Below are 22,774 nucleotides of genomic sequence, written 5' to 3'. Positions count from 1 at the left end.
GCTGCGCCTCGAAGCGGGCATGAACCTGTACGGCCAGGATATGGACGACACCGTTTCGCCGCTCGACGCCGGCCTCGCATGGACCGTCGACCTGACTGCGCCGCGCGACTTCGTCGGTCGCGCCAAGCTGGAAGCTGACGGTTCGCGGGCCGCGTTCGTCGGCCTGATCCTGCGCAAGGAAAACGGCAAGGCCCCAGGCGTGCTGCGCGCGCATCAGAAAGTCGTCACGCCGCATGGCGAAGGCGAAATCACCAGCGGCACGTTCTCACCGACGATACAGGAATCGATCGCCTTTGCGCGCGTGCCCAAAGGCGTGCAGCCCGGCGACACCGTGCAGGTCCAGATCCGCGACAAAGCCTGTCCCGCAAGCGTGGTAAAACTGCCGTTCGTGCGCAACGGCAAGGTGCTGGCGGTCTAAACGGCCCGCGCACGCTCACCCTACTCAAGTCATACCCGAACCCACCGCATTAGGAGCATCCGATGAGCATCCCGGCCGATCTGAAATACACCGAATCGCACGAATGGGTCCGCACCGAAGCGGACGGCACGCTGACGGTCGGCATCACCGACCACGCGCAGGAAGCGCTCGGCGACATCGTCTTCTTCGAAGTCCAGGAACTGGGCAAGTCCGTGACCGCGGGCGACACCGTCGCCGTGATCGAATCGGTGAAAGCCGCCTCCGACATTTACGCGCCGGTCTCCGGCGAAATCATCGAAGCGAACACCGCTGTCGCCGACTCGCCTGATTCGGTCAACAGCACGCCGTACGACAGCTGGCTCTTCAAGATCAAGCCGGCCGCCGATGCGTCGCTCGATCGCCTGATCGACGCGGGCGCGTACGAGAAGTCGATCGGCGCCTGAGTCACTGGCTGGGTCACCGCCTGAGTCACCGCCCGAGTGGCGGTTCGACTTGTCGCCCGACTCGCATTCCGTTTTAACCGTCAGGTGCGGCGCTCGCGAAACAGCGTGCGCCGCATCGCCAGGAACACCATGAAGCTCGAACACCCGGATCGTCCGATGAACCGCACTCCTCTCTCGCTCGCCGCGCTCGAAGTGCACGACGCCTTCGCCGAACGGCATATCGGCCCCGATACGGCCGACCAGCAAGCGATGCTCGAAGCGCTCGGCTTCGCGTCGCGCGCAGCCTTGATCGACGCCGTCATTCCGCAGACGATCCGCCGCACCGAGACGCTGCCGCTCGGCCCGTTCACGCAACCGAAGAGCGAAGCCGAAGCGCTCGCCGCGCTGCGCGAACTCGCGGACAAGAACCAGGTGTTCCGCTCGTACATCGGCCAAGGCTATTACAACACCCACACGCCGACGGTCATCCTGCGCAACGTGCTGGAAAATCCGGCGTGGTACACCGCGTACACGCCGTATCAGCCGGAAATCTCGCAGGGCCGTCTCGAAGCGCTGCTGAACTTCCAGCAGATGATTGCCGACCTGACCGGCCTCGCGATCTCGAATGCATCGCTGCTCGACGAAGCGACCGCCGCCGCCGAAGCGATGACGCTGCTGCAACGCGTCGGCAAGCCGAAGTCGAACGTGTTCTTCGTCGCCGACGACGTGCTGCCGCAAACCATCGAAGTGGTGAAGACGCGCGCGACGCCGGTCGGCATCGACGTGAAGGTCGGCCCAGCCGCCGAAGCCGCGAACGCAAATGCATTCGGCGTGCTGCTGCAATACCCGGGCGCGAACGGCGACGTGCGCGACCACCGCGCGCTGACCGAAGCGATCCACGCGGCCGGCGGCCATGTGGTCGTCGCCGCGGATCTGCTCGCGCTGACGCTGCTCACGCCGCCGGGCGAATGGGGCGCGGACGTCGCGGTCGGCAACACGCAGCGTTTCGGCGTGCCGGTCGGCTTCGGTGGGCCGCATGCCGCTTACCTTGCGGTGCGCGACGAATTCAAGCGGCAGATGCCGGGGCGTCTGGTCGGCGTGACCGTCGATGCGCAGGGCAACCCCGCGCTGCGTCTCGCACTGCAAACGCGTGAACAGCACATCCGCCGCGAGAAGGCGACCTCGAACGTGTGTACCGCGCAGGCGCTGCTCGCGATCATGGCCAGTATGTATGCGGTCTATCACGGCCCTCGCGGTCTGAAGGCGATCGCGCTGCGCGTGAACCGCGTCGCCGCGCTGCTCGCCGAGGGCGCGAAGCAACTCGGCTACACGCTCGCGAACGACACCTTCTTCGACACACTGACCTTCAACGCCGGCCCGCGCACCCAAGCGTTGCACGACGCCGCGAACGCGCGGCGGATCAACCTGCGTCGCGTCAGCGACACGCAAGTCGGCGTATCGGTCGACGAAACCACCACGCGCGGCGATCTCGCCGATCTGCTCGCGGTGTTCGCACAAGCCGCCGGGGCGAAAGACGTCCCGCAAGTCGATGCACTCGACGCCGTGCTGAGCGCGTCGAACGCCGCATCGGTGCCGGCCGCGCTCGAACGCACGAGCGCGTATCTCACGCATCACGTGTTCAACCGCCACCACTCCGAAACGGAAATGCTGCGCTATCTGCGCAGCCTCGCGGACAAAGACCTCGCGCTCGACCGCTCGATGATCCCGCTCGGCTCCTGCACGATGAAGCTGAACGCGACCTCGGAAATGCTGCCGGTCACGTGGCCCGAATTCGGCCAGATCCATCCGTTCGCACCGGCCGGGCAAACCGTCGGCTACCGCGAAATGATCGATCAGCTCGAAGCGATGCTGGTGGCCGCAACCGGCTACGCGGCGGTGTCGCTGCAGCCGAACGCGGGCTCGCAAGGCGAGTACGCGGGTCTGCTGATCATCCATGCGTACCACGCGTCGCGCGGCGAAGCGCATCGCAACGTATGCCTGATTCCCGCGTCGGCGCACGGCACGAATCCCGCGTCCGCCCAGATGGCCGGCATGCAGGTCGTGGTGGTCGCATGCGACGCGCAAGGCAACGTCGATACCGAGGATCTGAAGAAGAAGGCCGCGCAACATGCGGACAAACTCGCGGCGATCATGATCACGTATCCGTCGACGCACGGCGTGTTCGAAGCGAACGTCCGTGAAATCTGCGAAATAGTGCATGCGCACGGCGGTCAGGTGTACGTGGACGGCGCGAACATGAACGCGATGGTCGGTCTGTGCGCGCCGGGTCAGTTCGGCGGCGACGTGTCGCACCTGAACCTGCACAAGACCTTCTGCATTCCGCACGGCGGCGGCGGACCCGGCGTCGGTCCGGTCGCCGTCGGCGCGCACCTCGCGCAGTTCCTGCCGAACCAGACTTCGTCGGGCTACGCACGCGCGCAGAACGGTATCGGCGCGGTATCGGCCGCGCCGTACGGCTCCGCGTCGATCCTGCCGATCTCGTGGATGTATATCGCGATGATGGGCGCGAAGAACCTGAGCGCCGCAACCGAAACCGCGATCCTCAACGCGAACTACGTCGCCAACAAGCTCGCGCCGCACTATCCGGTGCTGTACTCGGGCCCCGGCGGCCTCGTCGCGCACGAGTGCATTCTCGACCTGCGCCCGATCAAGGAAACCAGCGGCATCACCGTCGATGACGTCGCTAAGCGTCTGGCCGACTACGGCTTCCACGCGCCGACGATGAGCTTCCCGGTGCCGGGCACGCTGATGGTCGAGCCGACGGAGTCGGAGTCGAAGGAAGAGCTCGATCGCTTCATCGAAGCGATGATCGCGATTCGCGACGAAATCCGCGCGGTCGAGGAAGGCCGGGCCGATCGCGAAGACAATCCGCTGAAGCATGCGCCGCACACCGCGGCCGTGGTCGTCGCGGACGACTGGAAGCATGCATACTCGCGCGAAGCCGCCGCGTATCCGCTGAAGACGCTGATCGCGAAGAAGTACTGGCCGCCGGTCGGCCGCGCGGACAACGTGTACGGCGACCGCAATCTGTTCTGCTCCTGCGTGCCGGTCGCCGATTACGAGTAACGAGCGCGAGGCAGCGCAGCACCATGCGCATCGCCCGTCGCCTCGCACGGAAGCAACGCGCCGAGCAGGCGGCACGGCGACGCGCGGGCTCCGGCAGCCTCGCATCGGCGGTTCTGTCGTTCAGGGTCGCAAACGGCTAACATCACACACCGAATCAGCCTAACGAGGAGTTCCGCATGGCGCGAAAGGTGCGATTGATGCAAAGCCCGGCCGAAGCAGCACCGGCCCGTCGATGGCGGTCCGCCTCGGTGGTGCTGCTGGCTGGCGCGGCCGCGTTGCTGCCGCCGCGGCACGCGCACGCGGCGATGAACTTCTGCGCGGCGCCCGCGTTGCAAACCAGCGAGCGCACCAATGCCGACCCTGGTGTGAAGGCACTTGTCAGCAACGTGCAAGCCCATCTGAACGAGCAGCCGCATGCGCTCGCGAAGCTGCATACCGAGGGCACGCTGCCGCACGAAGGCATCTATGACCAGAGCGTCGACGCGGAGAAAGATCTCGATCTGTTGCGCGACGCCGCGCTCGCGTGGCGCGCAACTAGCGACGACCGTTTTCTGAAGCTCGTCGATCGTCTGCTGTATGCATGGGTCACCACGTATCAGCCGAGCTTCAATCCGATCGACGAAACCCGTTTCGAAGGACTGATCCTCGCGTATGACATGACCGCGAGCGCATTGCCGGTCAAAACGCGCAACGCGGCGATGGCCTTTCTGACCAGGCTCGCCAATGGCTATATCGCGCAGATCGACGCGCAGCCGCGACCGCTCACCGGCACGTTCCGCAACAATTGGCAAAGTCACCGCATCAAGCTGATCTCGATGGCCGCGTTCACGCTCGACAATCGCAAGATGATCAACACCGCGCAGCGGCTGTTTATCGAGCATATCGGCGACAACATCGCGCCGAACGGCTCCACGATCGACTTCAGCGAGCGCGACGCGCTGCACTATGTGACCTACGATCTGCAGCCGCTCGTCACTGCCGCACTGGCCGCGCGCCGCCACAATCGCAACTGGCTGCAGGAGAAAGGCGCGAACGGCGCGACGCTGCTCGCTGCGCTGAACTGGCTCGAACCGTTTGCAACCGGCAGCCAGACGCACGACGAATTCGTGCACTCGAGCGTTCCATTCGATGCCAAACGTCGCGAGGCCGGCTTGCCCGGCTATTCGGGCCAATGGGACCCGAAGAACGCGACCGAACTGTTTCACCTGGCGGCGCGTCTCGATGGGCGCTTTACGCCAGTCGCGCTGCAGCTAGCACAGACGCCGCCCGCGTGGCTCGCCGTCTGCTTGCCGCTGGCGGCGCGCTAACCTCTTTTATCGGCAGGGAGCAGTACATGGCAGTCAGCGTCTTCGACCTTTTCAAAATCGGCATTGGTCCGTCCAGCTCGCACACGGTCGGGCCGATGCGCGCCGCGCTGATGTTCGCCCAGGGGCTCGATCGCGATGGTCTGCTCGACGCGGTCGCGTCGGTGAAAGTCGATCTGTACGGCTCGCTCGGCGCGACCGGCAAAGGGCACGGCACCGATCGCGGCGTAATGCTCGGCCTGATGGGCGACGCGCCCGACACGGTCGATCCGGACACCATCTCGGAGCGGCTCGACGCGGTGCGCGCATCGCGCAAGCTCGCGCTGCTCGGCAGGCACGACGTGCCGTTCGTGCAGAAAGATCACATCTCTTTTTATCGCCAGGCGCTCGCCGAGCATCCGAATGGGCTGAAGCTGTACGCGTTCGACCCGCAAGGCGCGATGCTGCGCGAAGCGACCTATCTGTCGGTGGGTGGCGGCTTCGTCGTGACGGCCGGCGCGCCGAATACCAAGGTGCTCTCCGCCGTCGATCAATTGCCGCATTCGTTCCGCAGCGGCAATGAGTTGCTCGCGCTGTGCGCATCGACCGGCAAAAGCATTGCGCAGCTGATGTGCGAGAACGAGCGCGTCTGGCACACCGACGAAGAAACGCGCGCGGGCCTGCTGAAGATCTGGGACGTGATGCAATCGTGCGTCGCGCGCGGTTGCGGTATCAATAATCCAGCCGCCGATGGTCACTTGCCTGGGCCGTTCCAGGTGAAGCGGCGCGCACCGCAACTGTATCGCGCGCTGACCGAGCATCCGGAGCGCGCGCTGCAGGATCCGCTGTCGATGGTCGACTGGATCAATCTGTACGCGATCGCCGTCAATGAGGAAAACGCCGCGGGCGGACGCGTCGTGACCGCGCCGACCAACGGCGCGGCCGGCATCATTCCGGCGGTGCTGCATTACTACACCCGCTTCATGCCGGGCGCGAACGAACAGGGCGTGATCGACTTCCTGATGACGGCCGCGGCGATCGGCATTTTGTACAAGCTGAACGCGTCGATTTCCGGCGCCGAAGTCGGTTGCCAGGGCGAAGTGGGCGTCGCCTGTTCGATGGCTGCGGGCGCGCTCGCCGCGGTGATGGGCGGCACGCCGAAGCAGGTCGAGAACGCCGCCGAAATCGGCATGGAGCACAACCTTGGGCTCACCTGCGATCCGGTCGGCGGCATGGTGCAGATTCCGTGCATCGAGCGCAATGCGATGGCATCGGTGAAGGCGGTCAACGCGGCCCGCATGGCGTTGCGCGGTGACGGCAGCCATTACGTGTCGCTGGATTCGGTCATCAAGACGATGCGCGAAACCGGCGCGGACATGAAGACCAAGTACAAGGAAACGTCGCGCGGCGGGCTCGCGGTGAATATCGTCGAGTGTTGAGTGGGTCGCGGCATTTGATTGCGTAAGACGCGGGCCACGTGGCCCGCGTTTTTTTATTTGTGCATCAGCGCGATGCGTGTCCCGATGCCTCTGCATGGACGCACGCCACAGTTGCGCCGCGCCGTGACAGCGCCCCATTGCCCGGCGTAAGCTGTCGAAGCGCCCATCGGCCGCGCGATCGCCTACTAGCGTGTTACGCCGATGCGGCCTCATTCCATCGCACCCCAGCACTGTCAGGAGGCTTCTTCGCAATGTCGCTGCCGAATGCTCCCGTTTCCGATTCCCACACCGCGCGCACGACCGGCGCGCGTCTCGTCGTCGATGCATTGCTCACGCATGGCGTCGAGCGCGTTTTCTGCGTGCCCGGCGAAAGCTTTCTCGCTGTGCTCGATTCGCTGCACGACGAAACCGAACGCATCCAGACGATCGTCTGCCGTCACGAAGCCGCGGCGGCGAACATGGCCGAAGCGGTCGGCAAGCTGACCGGCCGGCCCGGTGTTGCGCTCGTTACGCGCGGACCGGGCGCGACGCATGCATCGATCGGCGTGCACACCGCGTTTCAGGACTCGACGCCGATGATCCTGCTGATCGGCCAGTGTGCACGCGAGCATCTGGATCGTGAGGCATTTCAGGAGATCGACTATCGGCGCATGTTCGGTCAGATGGCCAAGTGGGTCGCGCAGATCGACGATCCGAAGCGCATTCCAGAATATCTGAGCCATGCGTTTCACACGGCGACGTCTGGCCGGCCAGGTCCTGTCGTGCTATCGCTGCCGGAAGACGTGCTGAGCGACGCATGCGACGCCGTGCCCGCCGCGCCGGCATATCAGCGCGTGGCGGCGTCGCCGTCGACCGCTCAGATCGCGAAACTGCGCGAGTTGCTTGAACGCGCGCAACGGCCGATGGTGATCGCCGGCGGCAGCGGCTGGACGCCCGCCGCATGCGCGGACCTGCGGCGCTTCATCGAGAGCTGGCAATTGCCGATCGGCCTCGCGTTCCGCTTCCAGGACACGTTCGACAACGAGCATCCAAACTACGCGGGGGATGTCGGCCTCGGCATCAATCCCGCGCTCGCGCAACGTATTCGCGATGCCGATCTGCTGCTCACGCTCGGCCCGCGTCTCGGTGAAGCAACCACCAACGGCTACACGCTGCTCGACATCCCGAAGACGAAGCAAACGCTCGTGCATGTGCATCAGGGTGCGGAAGAATTGGGGCGTGTGTATGCGGCCGATCTGCCGATCGTCTCCGGGATGCCCGAGCTGGCGGCGATGCTCGCGGAGCTGAGGCCGTCGTCGGCGAAGCTCGCATGGAGCGGCGCCGCGGAAGAAGCGCATCGCGCGTATCTGGAATGGCGCAAGCCGCGCGCGATTCCCGGCGACGTGCAGATGGGCGAAGTGATCCAGCAATTGCGCGCGCAGCTGCCCGAAGACGCGATTCTCACCAACGGCGCGGGCAATTACGCGACCTGGCTGCATCGGCATTTTTCGTATCGGCATTTCCGCTCGCAACTTGCGCCGACGAGCGGCGCGATGGGCTACGGGGTGCCGGCCGCACTCGCGGCAAAATCGCTGTATCCGCAGCGTGCCGTCGTCGCACTAGCCGGCGACGGCTGCTTCATGATGGCCGCGCAGGAACTGGCTACTGCAATGCAGTACGACCTGCGCGTGGTCTTCATCGTCGTGAACAACGGCCACTTCGGCACGATCCGCATGCATCAGGAGCGGCACTATCCGCATCGCGTGCATGGCACCGGCCTCACGAATCCCGATTTCGCCGCGTTCGCGCGCTCGTTTGGCGTGCATGGGGAAACGGTCGAGCGCACCGAGGACTTTCTGCCCGCGCTGCAACGCGCGATAAATTCGCAGTCGCCGGCGCTGATCGAGATTCGGATGCCGCAGGAAGCGAGCACGCCGGGGGCGACGCTGGAACAGATTCGCGAGCAGGGCAAGAAGCTGCGCGGCGAGTGACACGTCGCACGGCCTGACAGCGTGTTGCGAAAAACGCAGTCGGAAAAAAACCCCGCCGAGGCGGGGTTTCTTATCTTCAAGCCAGACAGCGCGAAAAGGCTTACTTGCCGCCCACGCTTTGCAGCGTCGTCCACTTGCCATCGACGACCTTGTACAGCGTGATACCGCCGTTCTTCAGATCGCCGTGCGCGTCGTAGGCGAGATTCGCCGACGTCACGGCCGGCATCGACGTCTTCTCGAGCACCGGCAGGTACTTGGCCGGATCGGTCGAGTTTGCGGTCTTCATCGCGGTAAACATCGCCATCGCGCCGTCGTACGCGTACGGCGAGTACGTCTGCACGTCTTCGTTGAAGCGCTTCTTGTACTTCTCCACATAGGCCTTGCCGCCCGGCATCTCTTCGAGCGGCAGGCCGGCGAGCGAAGCCACCGTGCCGTTCGCCGCGTCGCCCGCGAGTTTGATGAAGGTCGGCGTGTGGACCATTTCGCCGCCCATCAGCGGCGCCTTCACGCCGAGCTGCTTCATCTGCTTGGCCATCGGCGCCGCTTGCGAATCCGCACCGCCGTAGTAGATCAGATCCGGGTTCGCCGACTTCAGCTTGGTCAGGATCGACTTGAAGTCGACAGCCTTGTCGTTCGTGTATTCACGATCGACGATCGTCGCGCCCGCGGCCTTCGCCGCCTTTTCGAACTGATCGGCGAGACCCTGGCCGTAAGCGGTGCGGTCGTCGACGATCGCGATCTTCTTCATGCCGAGGTTTTTCACCGCGAACGCGCCAGCGACCGAGCCTTGCTGCGTGTCGGACGTCATCATGCGGAAGGTCGTCTTGAAGCCTTGTTGCGTGTATTCGGGCGCGGTCGCCATCGCGATCTGCGGGATGCCCGCGTTCGCGTAGATGCGCGACGCCGGAATCGTCGTGCCCGAGTTGAAGTGGCCGAGCATGCCCTTGATGCCGTCATCCACCAGCTTTTGCGCGACGGTCGTACCGGTGCGCGGGTCGGCCTGGTCATCGGCCGAGTCGAGCACGATATGAACCTGCTTGCCACCGATCACCGGCTTGGTCGCGTTGAAGTCTTCGACCGCGAGCACGATGCCGTTCTGAAAGTCCTTACCGTAGTGAGCCTGCGCGCCCGTCATCGGCCCGGCGAACCCCACCTTCACGTCTTCCGTCGATTGAGCGTTGGCCGTCCCCGCCAGCGACATGGCCGCAACCAGCGCTGCGCCTGCCAGCTGTTTCATTTTTTGTTGCATAGGTTCTCCTAGATACCAGGTGTGGATGAAGCGGATCCGGGGTGGCCGTGCCGCTTCCTTTCTATTGAATCGATCGCCGAGGTTCGCTCAACCGATCGTCATCAAATTTGCATTGCCGCCTGCTGCCGCGGTGTTCACGCTGACCGAGCGCTCCGTGAGCAGACGCTCGAGTGCGTAGTCTTCGTCGCCGCTCGCGAGCGCGCCGGCCGCGACACCCTGCACCGACACGATCGGCCCCGGGCGCTTCGCGACTTCCTTCACGAGCGCGAGCAGTTCGTCGCTATCGCCTTCGAACAACACGGCGTCGAACGATGCATCGGCGCTCTTCTTCACGCTCGCGTACGGCTTCAGTGACGCGGGCAGCTGGGCCACCAGTTGCTCTCCGGCCGCGCTTTCGAACAACGCGCGATTGCCCGTCGCCAGCGCGGCGGCCAGCTGCACGCGCGCGCCGCTCGCGGTCGACGCGATGCACAGCACCGTGCCGCGCGGACCGAGCGTGTACGTGTTGCGCTCGCCGGTCGGCCCGGACAGCACCGCGGTTGCGCCCGCCGGCACGTGCGCGAGATACCCGTCGCAGCGCGCGGCCAGTTGCGCCTCGCGCTCGGCGATCAGCCAGTCGCGTAGCGTGCTCAATGCGGCCGCAGGATTCTCGCGGTTTTCGGCGCTCTGCGGTGTTTCGACCACCAGCGCCTGCGCGAGCGACTTCGGCAAACCGGCCGGACGCGTTGCCAGCAGACGCTGCAGATACAGCGCGCCGCCCGCCTTCGGCCCCGTGCCCGACAAGCCTTCGCCGCCGAACGGCTGCACGCCGACCACCGCGCCGATCACGTTGCGGTTCACGTAGATGTTGCCCACGTGCGCGCGGCCGATCACATGCGCGATCGTTTCGTCGATACGCGTATGGATGCCGAGCGTCAAACCGTAACCGGTCGTGCGGATCTGTTCGAGCAGCTTGTCGAGCTGGCTGCGGCGATAACGCACCACGTGCAGCACCGGGCCGAACACTTCGCGCTTCAGTTCGTCGATGCTGTCGAGCTCGATCAGCGTCGGCGGCACGAAGGTGCCCTGCGCCGCGCCGTCCTGCAGCGGCAGTTGCTCGACCTTGCGGCCTTTCTCGCGCATCGCCGCGATATGCGCGTCGATGCCGCGCTTCGCGTCGAGATCGATCACCGGGCCGACGTCGGTCGACAGACGGTCCGGATTGCCGACCGCCAGCTCGCGCATCGCGCCCGTCAGCATCTCCAGCGTGCGGTCCGCGATGTCGTCCTGTAGACAAAGAACGCGCAACGCCGAACATCGTTGACCGGCAGAGTCGAATGACGATTGCAGCACGTCGGCTACCACCTGCTCGGCGAGCGCCGACGAGTCGACGATCATCGCGTTCTGGCCACCGGTTTCCGCGATCAACGGAATCGGCTTGCCGTCCGGATCGAGGCGCCCAGACAACGTCTTGTTGATCAGACGCGCGACTTCCGTCGAGCCGGTGAACATCACCGCGCGGGTGCGCGGATCGGCCACGAGCGCCGCGCCAACCGTTTCCCCGTCACCCGGCAGCAGTTGCACCGCGCCGGCCGGAACCCCGGCCTCACGCAGAATCCGCACCGCTTGCGCGGCGATCAGCGGTGTCTGCTCGGCGGGTTTCGCGAGCACCGTGTTGCCGGCCGCGAGCGCGGCGGCCACCTGGCCCATGAAGATCGCCAGCGGGAAATTCCACGGGCTGATACAGACGACCGGACCGAGCGGCCGATGCGTGTCGTTCGAGAACTCGTCGCGGATTTGCGTCGAGTAATAGCGCAGGAAGTCGATCGCCTCGCGAATCTCCGACACCGCGTTTGCGAGCGACTTGCCGGCTTCGCGCACCACCAGGCCCATCAGCGTATGCATCTGCGCTTCGAGCAGATCGGCCGCGCGCGCGAGGCAATCGGCGCGCGCTTCGACCGGCGTCGCCTGCCAGATCGGCGCGGCGGCCACCGCGTGAGCGAGCGCTGCACTCACCTGCTCGGCGCTCGCTTCGACGACCGTCCCGACGAGGTCACGCTGGTCGGCCGGATTGCGCACGTCGCGAGGGGCCCCCGCGACGGTCTCGTCGTCGCCAAGCATCGGCAAGGCGCGCCACGGATGATGCGCGCTCGCCAACAACGCGGAGGACAGCGACGCGAGCCGATGTTCGTTCGACAGATCGAGGCCCATCGAATTGAGACGCTCGGCGCCGTACAGGTGGCGCGGCAGCGGAATGCGCGCGTGCGGCGCGCCGAGCGGCACGATCTTCGACGCTTCCTCGACCGGGTCGGCGATCAGGTCTTTGACCGCGACCGTTTCGTCGGCGATCCGATTGACGAACGACGTGTTCGCGCCGTTTTCCAGCAGACGGCGCACGAGGTACGCGAGCAGCGTCTCATGCGTGCCGACCGGCGCGTACACGCGACACGGGCGGTTCAGCTTGTCGCGGCCCGTGACCTCTTCGTACAGCGGTTCGCCCATGCCGTGCAGGCACTGGAACTCGTACTGACCAGGATAGTAGTTGTTGCCGGCGAGGTAGTAGATCGCCGACAGCGTATGCGCGTTGTGCGTCGCGAACTGCGGATATACGGCATCCGGCGCGCCGAGCAGTTTCTTCGCGCAGGCCAGGTACGACACGTCCGTGTAGACCTTGCGCGTGTAGACCGGATAGCCTTCGAGGCCGTCCACCTGTGCGCGCTTGATTTCGGTGTCCCAATACGCGCCCTTCACGAGCCGCACCATGATGCGGTGACGGCTGCGGCGCGCCAGATCGATCAGGTAGTCGATCACGAACGGGCAGCGCTTCTGGTACGCCTGCACGACGAACCCGACGCCGTTCCAGCCGGCCAGTTCCGGATCGAAGCACAACGCTTCGAGCAGATCCAGCGACACTTCGAGACGGTCCGCCTCTTCTGCGTCGATATTCAGACCGATGTCGTAGCGGCGCGCGAGGATCGCCAGCGAGCGCACGCGCGGCAACAGCTCGCTCATCGTGCGTTCCTGCTGCGCGCGCGAGTACCGCGGATGCAGCGCCGACAGCTTGATCGAGATGCCCGGCCCTTCGTAGATGCCCCGGCCGCCGGCGGCCTTGCCGATCGCGTGGATCGCCTGCTCGTACGACGCGTAATACCGCTGCGCGTCCGCCTCGGTGGTCGCTGCCTCGCCGAGCATGTCGTACGAGTAGCGGAAGCCGCGCGCTTCGTATTTACGGCTGTTCGCGAGCGCCTCGGAGATGTTCTCGCCGGTCACGAACTGCTCGCCCATCAGGCGCATCGCCATATCGACGCCCTTGCGGATCAGCGGCTCGCCGCCCTTGCCGATGAGCCGCGTGAGCGCCGACGACAGGTTCGTCTCGCTATTGGTCGTCACCAGCTTGCCGGTGATCATCAGCCCCCAGGTCGCCGCGTTGACGAACAGCGACGGTGCCTGGCCGACGTGCGATTTCCAGTCGCCCTTGCTGATCTTGTCGCGAATCAGCGCGTCGCGGGTCGCGCGATCGGGAATGCGCAGCAGCGCTTCGGCGAGACACATCAGCGCGACGCCTTCCTGACTCGACAGCGAGAATTCGTGGATCAGCCCTTCGACGCCGCCGCCTTTGCTCTTCGAGCGCAGCGTCTCGACCAGCTTGCCGGCCATTGCTTGCACGTCGCTGGCGAGATTGACCGGCAGACGCGCCTGACCGAGCAGGAACGGCACGCACTCCGGTTCCGGACGGCGATATGCGGCGGTGATCGCCGCGCGCAGCACCGACTGCGGCTGCACGTTCTGCGCGAAGTCGAGGAATGGGTGCGATGCGCCGTCCTCGTCGTTGTCGACCGCCGCGCCATCGGCGAGGTCCGCGGAACCGGTGGTGCCGGACAGTTCAGCGGGTAGCTGGCCATGCTCGATCTTTTCGAGGTACGCGAAGATCGCCTGTTTGATCAGCCAGTGCGGGGTGCGCTCGAGACGGGTAGCGGCATCTTTGAGCCGGGAACGCAGGAGGTCATCGACCTTGACGCCAAGGGTGGTGCTAGCCATGTTTCCTTCTTTGAGATCAGGCGCAGGCCTGATGAAAGACTAAGTTGGCCGAATCGTACGCCTTCAAATAAAAAGGTGCAACCAAACGGAACGGTCGGTTGCACCCCGCTAAAACCCTTAAGCGGCGTGGCTTTGCGGCCAGCGGCCAACGCTCGCTGCAGCGCGGTTGCGATCGGTAGTTTCCCTGGCGTGATTCTTTTCTCAATAAGCCTTATCAAACGACTTCACGCGCCGATATACAGAAGGACGCAAAGGCGGCGGCAGGCGGCCCGAACCGTTCGCGGTTCAAGGCGCGCAAAAAGATAAACGGGGTTCCCGAGGGTTGGTGAGATGGAAAAGTGGCTGGTAATAGTCGGCATCTGGTTGATGTGCGCGGCTTGTGCGGTGTTCTTCATTCGAGGCGCGACCGGCGGCTCCACCAGGCACGAGCTGGAGGAAGAGGAACAGCGCGCGCGAGCGGGATCGCGTGGACCGGCGGCGAAGACGGCGCGAACCGCGACGAACGATTGACCGGAATCGGCGCGCGCGGCGCGCCCCGCGGATGAGCCACTGCGCGCGCGGGTGCGCGGCATTGATGCCGGGGACCTAGGGGACGACGGGTGGCGTGAACCCGCGTCAGAATTCGGCCGGGCTCAGCGCGGTAAAAGCGTTTGGGTCCGCGCGGCTGGTTCGAATCGCGCGCAACGATCGCGAGGCGACACGAGCTGGTCATGCAGACGACACAGCCGGCTATCGGCCACGCTCGCGCCAAATCCCGAACTGAAGCTCACGAGGCCGGGAATGCGCTGCTCGAGCGCATCCCGATTCTCCACACGATGCACGCAAGCCGCGCAGCACGGCACGTGCGCGGTCGTCGCCGCGCGCGCGAAGCGTTCGCCCGGCATCGACGTCTTCACGAGCCTTGCCCCAGGCTGTTCCAGTACGACGCGAATACATGGGCGGATAGCACATAGCCAATCACGACATTGACCGCGACGCCCGCCGTGAACGCGAGGAACGGTTTGAGCCCGGTCGCCGCCAACGAGCGGAAGCGCGTCGTCAAACCGATGCTGAGGAAACAGAAGGTGAACGCCCACGTGCGCAGCACCGTGATCGGCGCGACGAACTGCGGCGTGACGACCTTGCGATAGTCGGCGAGCGAGTAATGGCTCGCGATCCACGTCACCAGGGCCGACGCGATCACGAATCCGAGCACGAACTTCGGGAAACGCGCCCATATCTCGCCGGGATTCGCGCGCGCCGTTACGCCGCTGTCCTGCGCCTCCCAGCGCGTCGTCGCGACCAGCGCGAGCACGAACGCCCAGATGCCGATCCAGATATCGCGGCCCACCACCTTCATCAGCGTGAACGCCTGCAACGACGCATCCGGTACACCGGCGAGCGCGCCGCCCGCTTGCCGCGCGAAATCACCGTAAGCCTGCGCGGCCGCGATGCCGGCCGCGTCGGCGAACTCGGAGGTGCCGATCCATGCGCCAGCGACGGCCGTCGACAGCCCGAGCGAGCGCGACGCGAACGGCAGCACGAAGATCATCACGATCGCCCACAGCACGACCAGCGTAATCGCAACCGACGCTTGCTCGCGCTTCGCACGCACCGCGCCGGCAATCGCGATCGCCGCCGACACGCCGCATACGGCGCCGCCGACGCCCAGCACGGCGGCAAAGCGCCGGTCGAGCCCGAACGCCCGCGCGGCGAAGAAGATCACGAAGAACGTCACGAGCGACACGATGGTCGCTTGCGCGACCGCCACCGGCCCGGCCCACGCGAGCAACGTGAACGGCAGCGTCGCGCCGAGCAGCACAATGCCCACCTTGATGTAGAACTCGACGCGCAGTCCGGCCGACAGCCATTGCGGCAGAGTAAACACGTTCGACACGATGAGCCCGAGTGCCAGTGCGACGAGCGGCGGCTCGAGGTTGTACTTCGACGCATTCACCCACGCGCCCAGTATCAGGATCAGCGCGGAAACCACGAACACGACCAGGAACGCTGACAGAAACGCTCCGGCGCGTTGCCTGAGCAGCGTGACGCTTGCGCCAAATAACAGCCCAAACGTGACGAACAGCGCGACGTAACCTGGAAGATGCCGGGCGAAGTCTTGCGCGGCCTGACCGATGTTCGACCATTTGGCCGGCGCCACCGCGAGCCACTTGATGCTGCCGCCCGTCGCGAACAATGCCCAGGCAATCACGATGAGGAGCAGGCCGACGGCGGCGGCAAGCCAGTCTTCGGTCAGCGAGAAGCCGCCGCCCGTTGCCGTGGTCTGCGTGCTTTGTGTACCTTGCCGTTGGACCGGCGCGCCGCTCCCCGGCACGCTGTGATGGGTGTCGCTCATTGCAGATGCCCCGCTAGAAGTTAAGTGGCACCGGCGCGAAGTTGTTGTCGTTTGTCCGAAATTGCGCCGGTTTGGCGACTATAGGTGAGCGCCCGGGCAAAGCGAAACGATCATTCGCTCTATGAATATGACGCAAAGAAGTATGGCGCGCGGCGGCTGGTCGCTGGCGTCAGATGTCGAGCGGGTCGACTTCGAGACTCCAGCGCAACACGCCCTTCAGGCCGCGCAACAGCGGCTGCCACGCACGCAGCGTGGCCTGCAGCGCCGCGCGCGATGCGCTTTCGATCAGCAGCTGCGCGCGGTGCACGTGCATCACCTTGACGATCGTGAGCGGCACCGCGTCATACGCGGTCACGCGCTCGGCGACGGGGAGACGGGCGAGTTCGGCGGCAGCTTGCTGCAGAAAGGCGAGCGCTGCTTCGAGCGTGCGCCCCTCGGCGCGCAGCAGCGCCTGGTAGACGAACGGCGGCAGATGGGCGTCGCGCCGCTCGGCGAGCGTCGCATTGGCGAAGCCGACGTAGTCGTGGCGGCTTAGCGCGTGATACAGCGCGTGACGCGGATAGCGCGTCTGCACCAGCACTTCGCCCGGCAGGCCCGCGCGGCCCGCGCGGCCGCTCACCTGCATCAGTTGCGCAAAAAGACGCTCGCTGGCGCGGAAATCGTGGGAAAAAAGCGCGGTATCGGCGTTCATCACACCGACCAGCGACACGCGCTGGAAATCGTGCCCCTTTGCGATCATCTGCGTGCCGACGAGGATATCGACTTCGCCCGCGTGCACGTCCGAAAACAGCGCCTGCGCGCTGCCTTTGCGGCGCGTGCTGTCCGCATCGATGCGCAGCACGCGGGCGCCCGGCACCGCGCTCGCGAGCGTTTCCTCGACGCGCTGCGTGCCGCGCCCCATCGGCGCGATATCGACGTTGCCGCATTCCGGACACGAACGGGGGATGCGCGACTCCCAGCCGCAATGGTGGCAGCGTAGTGCGCGCTCGGGCTTGTGCAGCACGACGTAGGCGCTGCAGCGTGGGCAGCCGGCGACCCAGCCGCAGGCGTCGCAGGCGAGTTGTGGCGCGTAGCCGCGACGATTCAGAAACACGAGGCTCTGCTCGCCGCGTTCGAGCCGGGTTTTGAGCGCGGCGATCAGGGGCCCCGACAGGCCGTCGAGCGACGCCCGGCCACGACGGCGCTCGTCTTCGAGGTCGATCAGCTTCACCGGGGGCAGCACGGCCTCGGCGACGGCCCGGCGCGACAGCGTGAGTCGTTGGTAGCGCCCTTGATCGGCTTGCCACCAGCTCTCCAGCGACGGCGTCGCCGAGCCCAGTACGACCGGCACGCCAAGCTGCTTCGCACGATAAATCGAGAGATCGCGCGCCGAATAGCGCAGCCCTTCCTGCTGCTTGTAGGCCGGGTCGTGCTCTTCGTCGACCACGATTATCGACAGATGCGGCAACGACGCGAGCACCGCGAGCCGCGTGCCGAGCACGATGCGCGCACGGCCCGTGTGCGCGGCGAACCAGTTGCGGGCCCGCTCGCCTTCCGCCAGACCACTGTGCAGCGTAACGATGGCGGTGTCGTCGAGCGCGGCAAAGCGGGCGCGGAAGGCCGCCTCGAACTGCGGCGTCAGGTTGATTTCGGGCACCAGCACGAGTGCCTGCGCGTCGGGCTTCGCGGCGAGAATGTCGGCGAGCGCGCGCAGATAGACCTCGGTCTTGCCGCTGCCCGTCACGCCGTGCAGCAGGAACGGTGCGAAGCCGTCCGCGTTGCGGATCGCTTCGACAGCCATCGTCTGTTCGTCGGTGAGCGTGGGGAGGGTGGGCGCCGGTGCGTCCGGCGATGCCGCGGAAGCTGGCACCGCGGCGGCTTCGATCACATCGCGTTGGACCCAGCCGGCCCCCTGCCACGTGTCGAGGGCCGCGAGTGCCTTCGGGTGCAGCGCGCGGGCGTCAGCGGCAAGCAGGAAGTGGCGCTCGGCCAGCGCCTGTGCGAGCGCCCGGAGTGCCGTCGCGCGGGCCGGCAGCGCGTCGGGCAGCGCCGCACGGCCCTCCGGCGTCAGCTGGTAGCGTTCTTCCGGGGCGAACAGCCGCGCCCAGCGCGACGCATCGCGTAACGCCTGCGGCAACGCGGGCAGCGCCACTTCGCCGAGGCCCCGCTGGTAGTAGTCCGCGGCGAATTTGGCGAGCGCGATCCAGTGCGCGGACACCGGCGGACACGCGGTGCAAATCCTGTCCACCGCTCGCAGGCGCTCAGCTGGCACCTCGCTGTGAGTGACTACTTCGCATACGAGCCCCACCACATGCCGCTTGCCGAAAGGTACGCTGACCAGCGTACCCGGCACGGCGGCCTCGGGCGCGCCCCAGCGATAGTCGAACAAGGTCGGCAGAGGATGGTCGAGCGCGACGCGGACGAACAGGTCGCTCACGCGGCGTGATGGACGAAACCAGCCGCGACGAAGTGAAGCCGCGACTCTAGGACGCCATCGAACGAGGCGGCGGCGCCGAAGTTAAAGTAAAACTTTAAATTCGCCGCTAAGTTTTGGATTCCGCTGAACAATTGCAAATCGGCTCGGCGCCTGTGGATAACTTTGTTGAAAACTTCGCTCGTGGAGGCCCCAAACGGCCTCCGGGCGGCCTTCTGTGGGCTTTCGCACATTTCCTCGCGTCCCCCGCAAACCCTTGCCAGACAAGGCTTAGATCAGATGTGTCGACAGTGCGCAAGGGTCGCAGCGCGATCAAGGCTTGTACTGCGCCGCAACGTGGCGAATGTGCATAAGTCAAGTCTTGACATTCGCGAAACCCACATCTGACGGCCTCTCCGCGGCAGGTTCGGTCCTAGACGCAGAGCCCAGCTCGCTGCAATGCAGCAAGACTGGTAACGATTACGGCATCACACCGGAGTGTGCGCGCCGCTGCGAATCGCGCGGCTGTGGCGATGCACCTCGTCGACCAGCTCGGCGACATGCTCCGGCGGCGTAAATTGCGAGATGCCATGGCCGAGGTTGAAAATGTGCCCCGGATGGTTGCCAAAGCTGTCCAGCACAACGCGCACTTCCGTGCGGATCGCAGCGGGCGGCGCAAATAGCACCGACGGATCGATGTTGCCCTGTAGCGCGACCTTGCCGCCGACGCTCTGGCGCGCGCGGCCGAGATTGACGGTCCAATCGAGGCCGACCGCGTCGACGCCGCTCGCGGCGATGTCCTCTAGCCACAGGCCGCCGCCCTTCGTGAAAGCGATCACCGGGATCTTTGCGCCGTCGTGTTCGCGCTTCAGCTGCGCGACTACCTGCTGAATGTAGTGCAGCGAGAAGCGCTGATAGATGCCGTCCGCGAGCGCCCCACCCCATGTGTCGAAAATCATTGCGGCTTGCGCGCCGGCTTCGATCTGCGCATTCAGATAAGCCGCGACCGAGCGCGCGTTGATGTCGAGAATCCGGTGCAGCAGGTCGGGACGCGCATAGAGCATCGACTTGACGGTACGAAAGTCCGCCGAGCCGCCGCCTTCGACCATATAGCAAGCGAGTGTCCACGGGCTACCCGAAAAACCGATCAGCGGCACGCGCTGGCGGCCTTGCGCGTCCTTGAGCGCGACGCGGATCTCGCGCACCGCGTCGGTCACATAGCGCAGCGTCGCGTCGATATCCGGCACCGCGAGGCGCGCGACGTCGTCTTCAGTGCGCACCGGGTGGGCGAATTTCGGCCCCTCGCCGTTGACGAATTCCAGCCCCAGGCCCATCGCGTCGGGGACCGTCAGGATGTCGGAGAACAGAATCGCGGCGTCGAGCGGATACCGTTCGAGCGGCTGCAACGTGACTTCCGTCGCGAAAGCCGGGTTCTTCGCAAGGCCGAGAAAACTGCCCGCGCGAGTGCGCGTGGCGTTGTACTCCGGCAGATAACGGCCAGCCTGGCGCATCAGCCAGATCGGCGTGTAGTCGGTCGGCTGGCGCAGCAGCGCGCGCAGAAAAGTGTCGTTCAGGAGTTGATGGGGCACGTGGGACTGCTGAGGCTGAGGGCAATGGAGCATTTTACCGGAGCCTGCCCGCCTCAATGCACGTCAGTGGGGCAATAACTGTGGGGCGGATGGCCTGGTGTGGGGCTCACGGGTTTAACCGCGAGGGGCTGCGTGTGCCGCGGGCGCGGTGGGCATGGGTTTGCGCGTTCGCTGTCGCGGCCGGATCATCCCGACCTGGCTGAATGGCTAATGTTCAAGCTCGCGTTGCCGGGCTACTATCCGGCAGCTTTACCAATTAACTACACACAACAAGGAGACTCGATGAACAGGGCAGCTCTCGCAATGCTCGGCGCTCTCGCCGGCTTTCTGATGCACGTGGGCGTAGCCAGCGCGCAAAGCACGGCCGCCGCGCCTTCCCGGCTCGACGACATCATGAGCCGGGGCACGCTGCGCGCCTGCACGACCGGCGACTACAAGCCGTATTCGTTTTACAAAGGGGACGGGCAGTTCGAAGGTATCGATATCGACATGGCCGAGTCGCTCGCCAAATCGCTCGGCGTGAAGGTGGAGTTCGTCAAGACGTCATGGTCGAATCTGATGAACGACTTTGTCGCCAAATGCGACATCGGCATCGGCGGCGTATCGCCCACGCTGGATCGCCAGAAGCACGCGTTTTTTACGCAGGCTTATATGATCGACGGCAAGACACCGATCGTCCGCTGTGACGACGTCAACAAGTTCCAGACGGTCGCCCAGATCGACCAGCCGAACGTACGAGTCATCGTGAATCCGGGTGGCACCAACGAGCGTTTCGCGAAGCAGTACTTCCCGCACGCGAGCGTCACCGTTTATCCGGATAACGTGACGATCTTCAAGCAGATCCTCGCGGGCAAGGCGGACGTCATGGTGACGGATGCGTCGGAGACACTGCTGCAGCAGAAGTTGAATCCGGGTCTGTGTTCGGTGCACCCAGACAAGCCGTTCCAGTACGGTGAGAAGGCGTGGCTGCTGCCGCGCGGAGACGTCGCATTCCAGCAGTACGTCGACCAGTGGCTCCATCTTGCGCGAGCGACCGGCGAATATCAGGCCATCTCGGATAAATGGCTGAAGTGAAGCTAGTAGCGCTGGCTGGCCACCCCCAATTTTTCGCTTCGCAGGGCGGCCAGCTTCGACTGTCGGCAGATCTCTCTCGCTAGGGAGGATGTAACCGACCGGCCTGCGGCAGGCCGAAAAAAGACCGGCCCATCTTGCGTCGGACGGTTCCATCCTCCCCTTTAACGTTCGCAACCGACGGCAACGAAGCGCTGTGCGCCGCACGTCCTTACGCTTTCGGCAGACGAAATCGGGGATGCATGATGGTGCGGCGACACGTGCATTTGGCCGCACCAACGATGCACGGCTAACCACTTCACGAGCGATCGATTGATCTCGAAACAACGCGAGAGGCGCGTGAAAACGCATCGATCCGTCGCATCGAATTACCCTCCAGTCATCGGTAAAAACGGCGTTCCGAAGCCGAAAATTTAGCAATAAATCCCGCAGCGCCTTGCCTGGCGGGCGTTACAACCTGAAACACTTTGTTACCGCGCCAGTAGAGTAATTCGCCCACAATGCCTTCAACGGTTTCAACACGGATGTGGCTGGGTGCGTGGTGTGAGCGGATACGATGCATCTGCCGGTCGGCGCTGCCGAAGCCCTGAGAAGGGGCATCCCTGCTGGGACCGTAGTCGGCGCAGGGTCGCCGTGATAGTCGGTTCCAACTTTGGTCTCCTCGCGCTAACCCCGTAGCGTGTGGTTTTTAGCGGGCTCCAGGCCCGCTTTTTTTTCGCCTGCTCAAACGTTTGCGCAGGGTACCAAGGCCACCGCGCGGTCTGCCACCATCATTATTCCCGTCGGCTGACGCGACCGCCGCGGCCCCCTCATGCCGTCTTGCTTTCTTCCAGCTTCAACTCACGGATCATCCTTTCGCGCATGATGAATTTCTGCACCTTGCCGGTCACGGTCATCGGTAATTCGTCAACGAAACGCACGTATCTCGGCACCTTGTAGTGTGCGATTTGTCCCTCGCAGAACGCGCGGACCTCTTCCGCCGTTGCCTGTTCGCCTGAGCGCAGGACGACCCATGCACAGACTTCCTCGCCATATTTCGCGTCGGGCACGCCGAACACCTGCACGCTCTGAATCTTCGGGTGGCGAAACAGAAACTCCTCGATTTCCCGTGGATAAATATTTTCACCGCCGCGAATCAGCATGTCCTTCAGGCGGCCGACGATATTGCAGTATCCGTCGCTATCAAGCGTGGCCAGATCGCCGGTGTGCATCCAACCGTCGACGATGCTTTCGCGCGTCTTCGCGTCGTCGCCCCAGTAGCCGAGCATGACCGAGTAGCCGCGCGTGCAAAGCTCGCCGGTCTCGCCGAGCGGCACGATGTGGCCAAGCGGATCGATGATCTTCACTTCGAGATGCGGCTGGATGCGGCCCACAGTCGTGGTCCGCTTGTCGAGCGGATCCGTCGTCGAACTCTGGAACGACACTGGGCTCGTCTCCGTCATGCCGTAAGCGATCGTGATCTCACCCAGATGCATCTTCGAGACGACCTTCTTCATCGTTTC

Annotated in this window: 13 protein-coding genes; 7 read left to right on the top strand and 6 right to left on the bottom strand. The window is 65.0% G+C overall.

The genetic code is table 11. The features are described 5' to 3' along the window. From VGH68_RS18130 to VGH68_RS18105, 6 genes are all read left to right on the top strand, one after another. Positions 1–418: glycine cleavage T C-terminal barrel domain-containing protein (locus VGH68_RS18130; RefSeq protein WP_331605048.1), on the top strand; the 418-nt coding region annotated here is incomplete at its 5' end. A 62-nt stretch (positions 419–480) separates the two neighbouring features. Further along, positions 481–861: a glycine cleavage system protein GcvH gene (gene gcvH / locus VGH68_RS18125; RefSeq protein ID WP_331605047.1), complete on the top strand. Its 381-nt coding sequence runs from the start codon at positions 481–483 to the stop codon at positions 859–861. Between the two features lie 129 nt (positions 862–990). Then, positions 991–3,927, top strand: coding sequence for an aminomethyl-transferring glycine dehydrogenase (gene gcvP / locus VGH68_RS18120; RefSeq protein ID WP_331605046.1), 2,937 nt, complete (start codon positions 991–993; stop codon positions 3,925–3,927). 176 nt (positions 3,928–4,103) lie between these two features. Then, positions 4,104–5,234 (top strand): alginate lyase family protein, encoded by a 1,131-nt coding sequence (locus VGH68_RS18115; RefSeq protein WP_331605044.1) that lies wholly within the window; start codon positions 4,104–4,106, stop codon positions 5,232–5,234. Positions 5,235–5,260: 26 nt separating this feature from the next. Next, complete coding sequence (locus VGH68_RS18110) at positions 5,261–6,649, top strand: L-serine ammonia-lyase (protein ID WP_331605043.1); 1,389 nt, start codon at positions 5,261–5,263, stop codon at positions 6,647–6,649. 251 nt (positions 6,650–6,900) lie between these two features. Next, positions 6,901–8,619, top strand: a complete 1,719-nt coding sequence (locus VGH68_RS18105) for a thiamine pyrophosphate-binding protein (RefSeq protein ID WP_331605042.1) — start codon at positions 6,901–6,903, stop codon at positions 8,617–8,619. Positions 8,620–8,719: 100 nt separating this feature from the next. Here the strand turns inward: VGH68_RS18105 and VGH68_RS18100 are convergent, their stop codons facing one another. From VGH68_RS18100 to hemE, 5 genes are all read right to left on the bottom strand, one after another. Then, positions 8,720–9,868 (bottom strand): branched-chain amino acid ABC transporter substrate-binding protein, encoded by a 1,149-nt coding sequence (locus VGH68_RS18100; RefSeq protein ID WP_331605041.1) that lies wholly within the window; start codon positions 9,866–9,868, stop codon positions 8,720–8,722. 87 nt (positions 9,869–9,955) lie between these two features. After that, entirely contained in the window at positions 9,956–13,885 is a 3,930-nt protein-coding gene (putA, locus tag VGH68_RS18095) for a trifunctional transcriptional regulator/proline dehydrogenase/L-glutamate gamma-semialdehyde dehydrogenase (protein WP_331605040.1), read from the bottom strand. A gap of 892 nt (positions 13,886–14,777) precedes the next feature. Beyond that, positions 14,778–16,220, bottom strand: coding sequence for a YeiH family protein (locus VGH68_RS18085; RefSeq protein ID WP_331605038.1), 1,443 nt, complete (start codon positions 16,218–16,220; stop codon positions 14,778–14,780). A 169-nt stretch (positions 16,221–16,389) separates the two neighbouring features. Continuing rightward, positions 16,390–18,636, bottom strand: coding sequence for a primosomal protein N' (locus VGH68_RS18080; RefSeq protein WP_331605037.1), 2,247 nt, complete (start codon positions 18,634–18,636; stop codon positions 16,390–16,392). Positions 18,637–19,100: 464 nt separating this feature from the next. Then, positions 19,101–20,201 (bottom strand): uroporphyrinogen decarboxylase, encoded by a 1,101-nt coding sequence (gene hemE / locus VGH68_RS18075; protein ID WP_331605036.1) that lies wholly within the window; start codon positions 20,199–20,201, stop codon positions 19,101–19,103. 282 nt (positions 20,202–20,483) lie between these two features. Here hemE and VGH68_RS18070 point away from each other — a divergent pair, with 282 nt between their 5' ends. Continuing rightward, complete coding sequence (locus VGH68_RS18070; RefSeq protein ID WP_331605035.1) at positions 20,484–21,275, top strand: transporter substrate-binding domain-containing protein; 792 nt, start codon at positions 20,484–20,486, stop codon at positions 21,273–21,275. A gap of 806 nt (positions 21,276–22,081) precedes the next feature. Here the strand turns inward: VGH68_RS18070 and VGH68_RS18065 are convergent. Next, on the bottom strand, positions 22,082–22,774 hold a 693-nt coding region (locus VGH68_RS18065), incomplete at its 5' end, for an AMP-binding enzyme (RefSeq protein WP_331605034.1).

The organism is Paraburkholderia sp. (assembly GCF_036488505.1).
Lineage (GTDB): Bacteria > Pseudomonadota > Gammaproteobacteria > Burkholderiales > Burkholderiaceae > Paraburkholderia.
This window is presented reverse-complemented; position numbering and strand designations above follow the sequence as displayed.

Excerpts from the sequence above, each read along its gene's own strand:
- gcvP (WP_331605046.1), top strand. The coding sequence starts at position 991 with ATGAAGCTCGAACACCCGGATCGTCCGATGAACCGCACTCCTCTCTCG.
- putA (WP_331605040.1), bottom strand. The coding sequence starts at position 13,885 with ATGGCTAGCACCACCCTTGGCGTCAAGGTCGATGACCTCCTGCGTTCC.
- VGH68_RS18105 (WP_331605042.1), top strand. The coding sequence starts at position 6,901 with ATGTCGCTGCCGAATGCTCCCGTTTCCGATTCCCACACCGCGCGCACG.
- VGH68_RS18100 (WP_331605041.1), bottom strand. The coding sequence starts at position 9,868 with ATGCAACAAAAAATGAAACAGCTGGCAGGCGCAGCGCTGGTTGCGGCC.
- gcvH (WP_331605047.1), top strand. The coding sequence starts at position 481 with ATGAGCATCCCGGCCGATCTGAAATACACCGAATCGCACGAATGGGTC.
- VGH68_RS18070 (WP_331605035.1), top strand. The coding sequence starts at position 20,484 with ATGAACAGGGCAGCTCTCGCAATGCTCGGCGCTCTCGCCGGCTTTCTG.
- VGH68_RS18115 (WP_331605044.1), top strand. The coding sequence starts at position 4,104 with ATGGCGCGAAAGGTGCGATTGATGCAAAGCCCGGCCGAAGCAGCACCG.
- VGH68_RS18110 (WP_331605043.1), top strand. The coding sequence starts at position 5,261 with ATGGCAGTCAGCGTCTTCGACCTTTTCAAAATCGGCATTGGTCCGTCC.
- VGH68_RS18085 (WP_331605038.1), bottom strand. The coding sequence starts at position 16,220 with ATGAGCGACACCCATCACAGCGTGCCGGGGAGCGGCGCGCCGGTCCAA.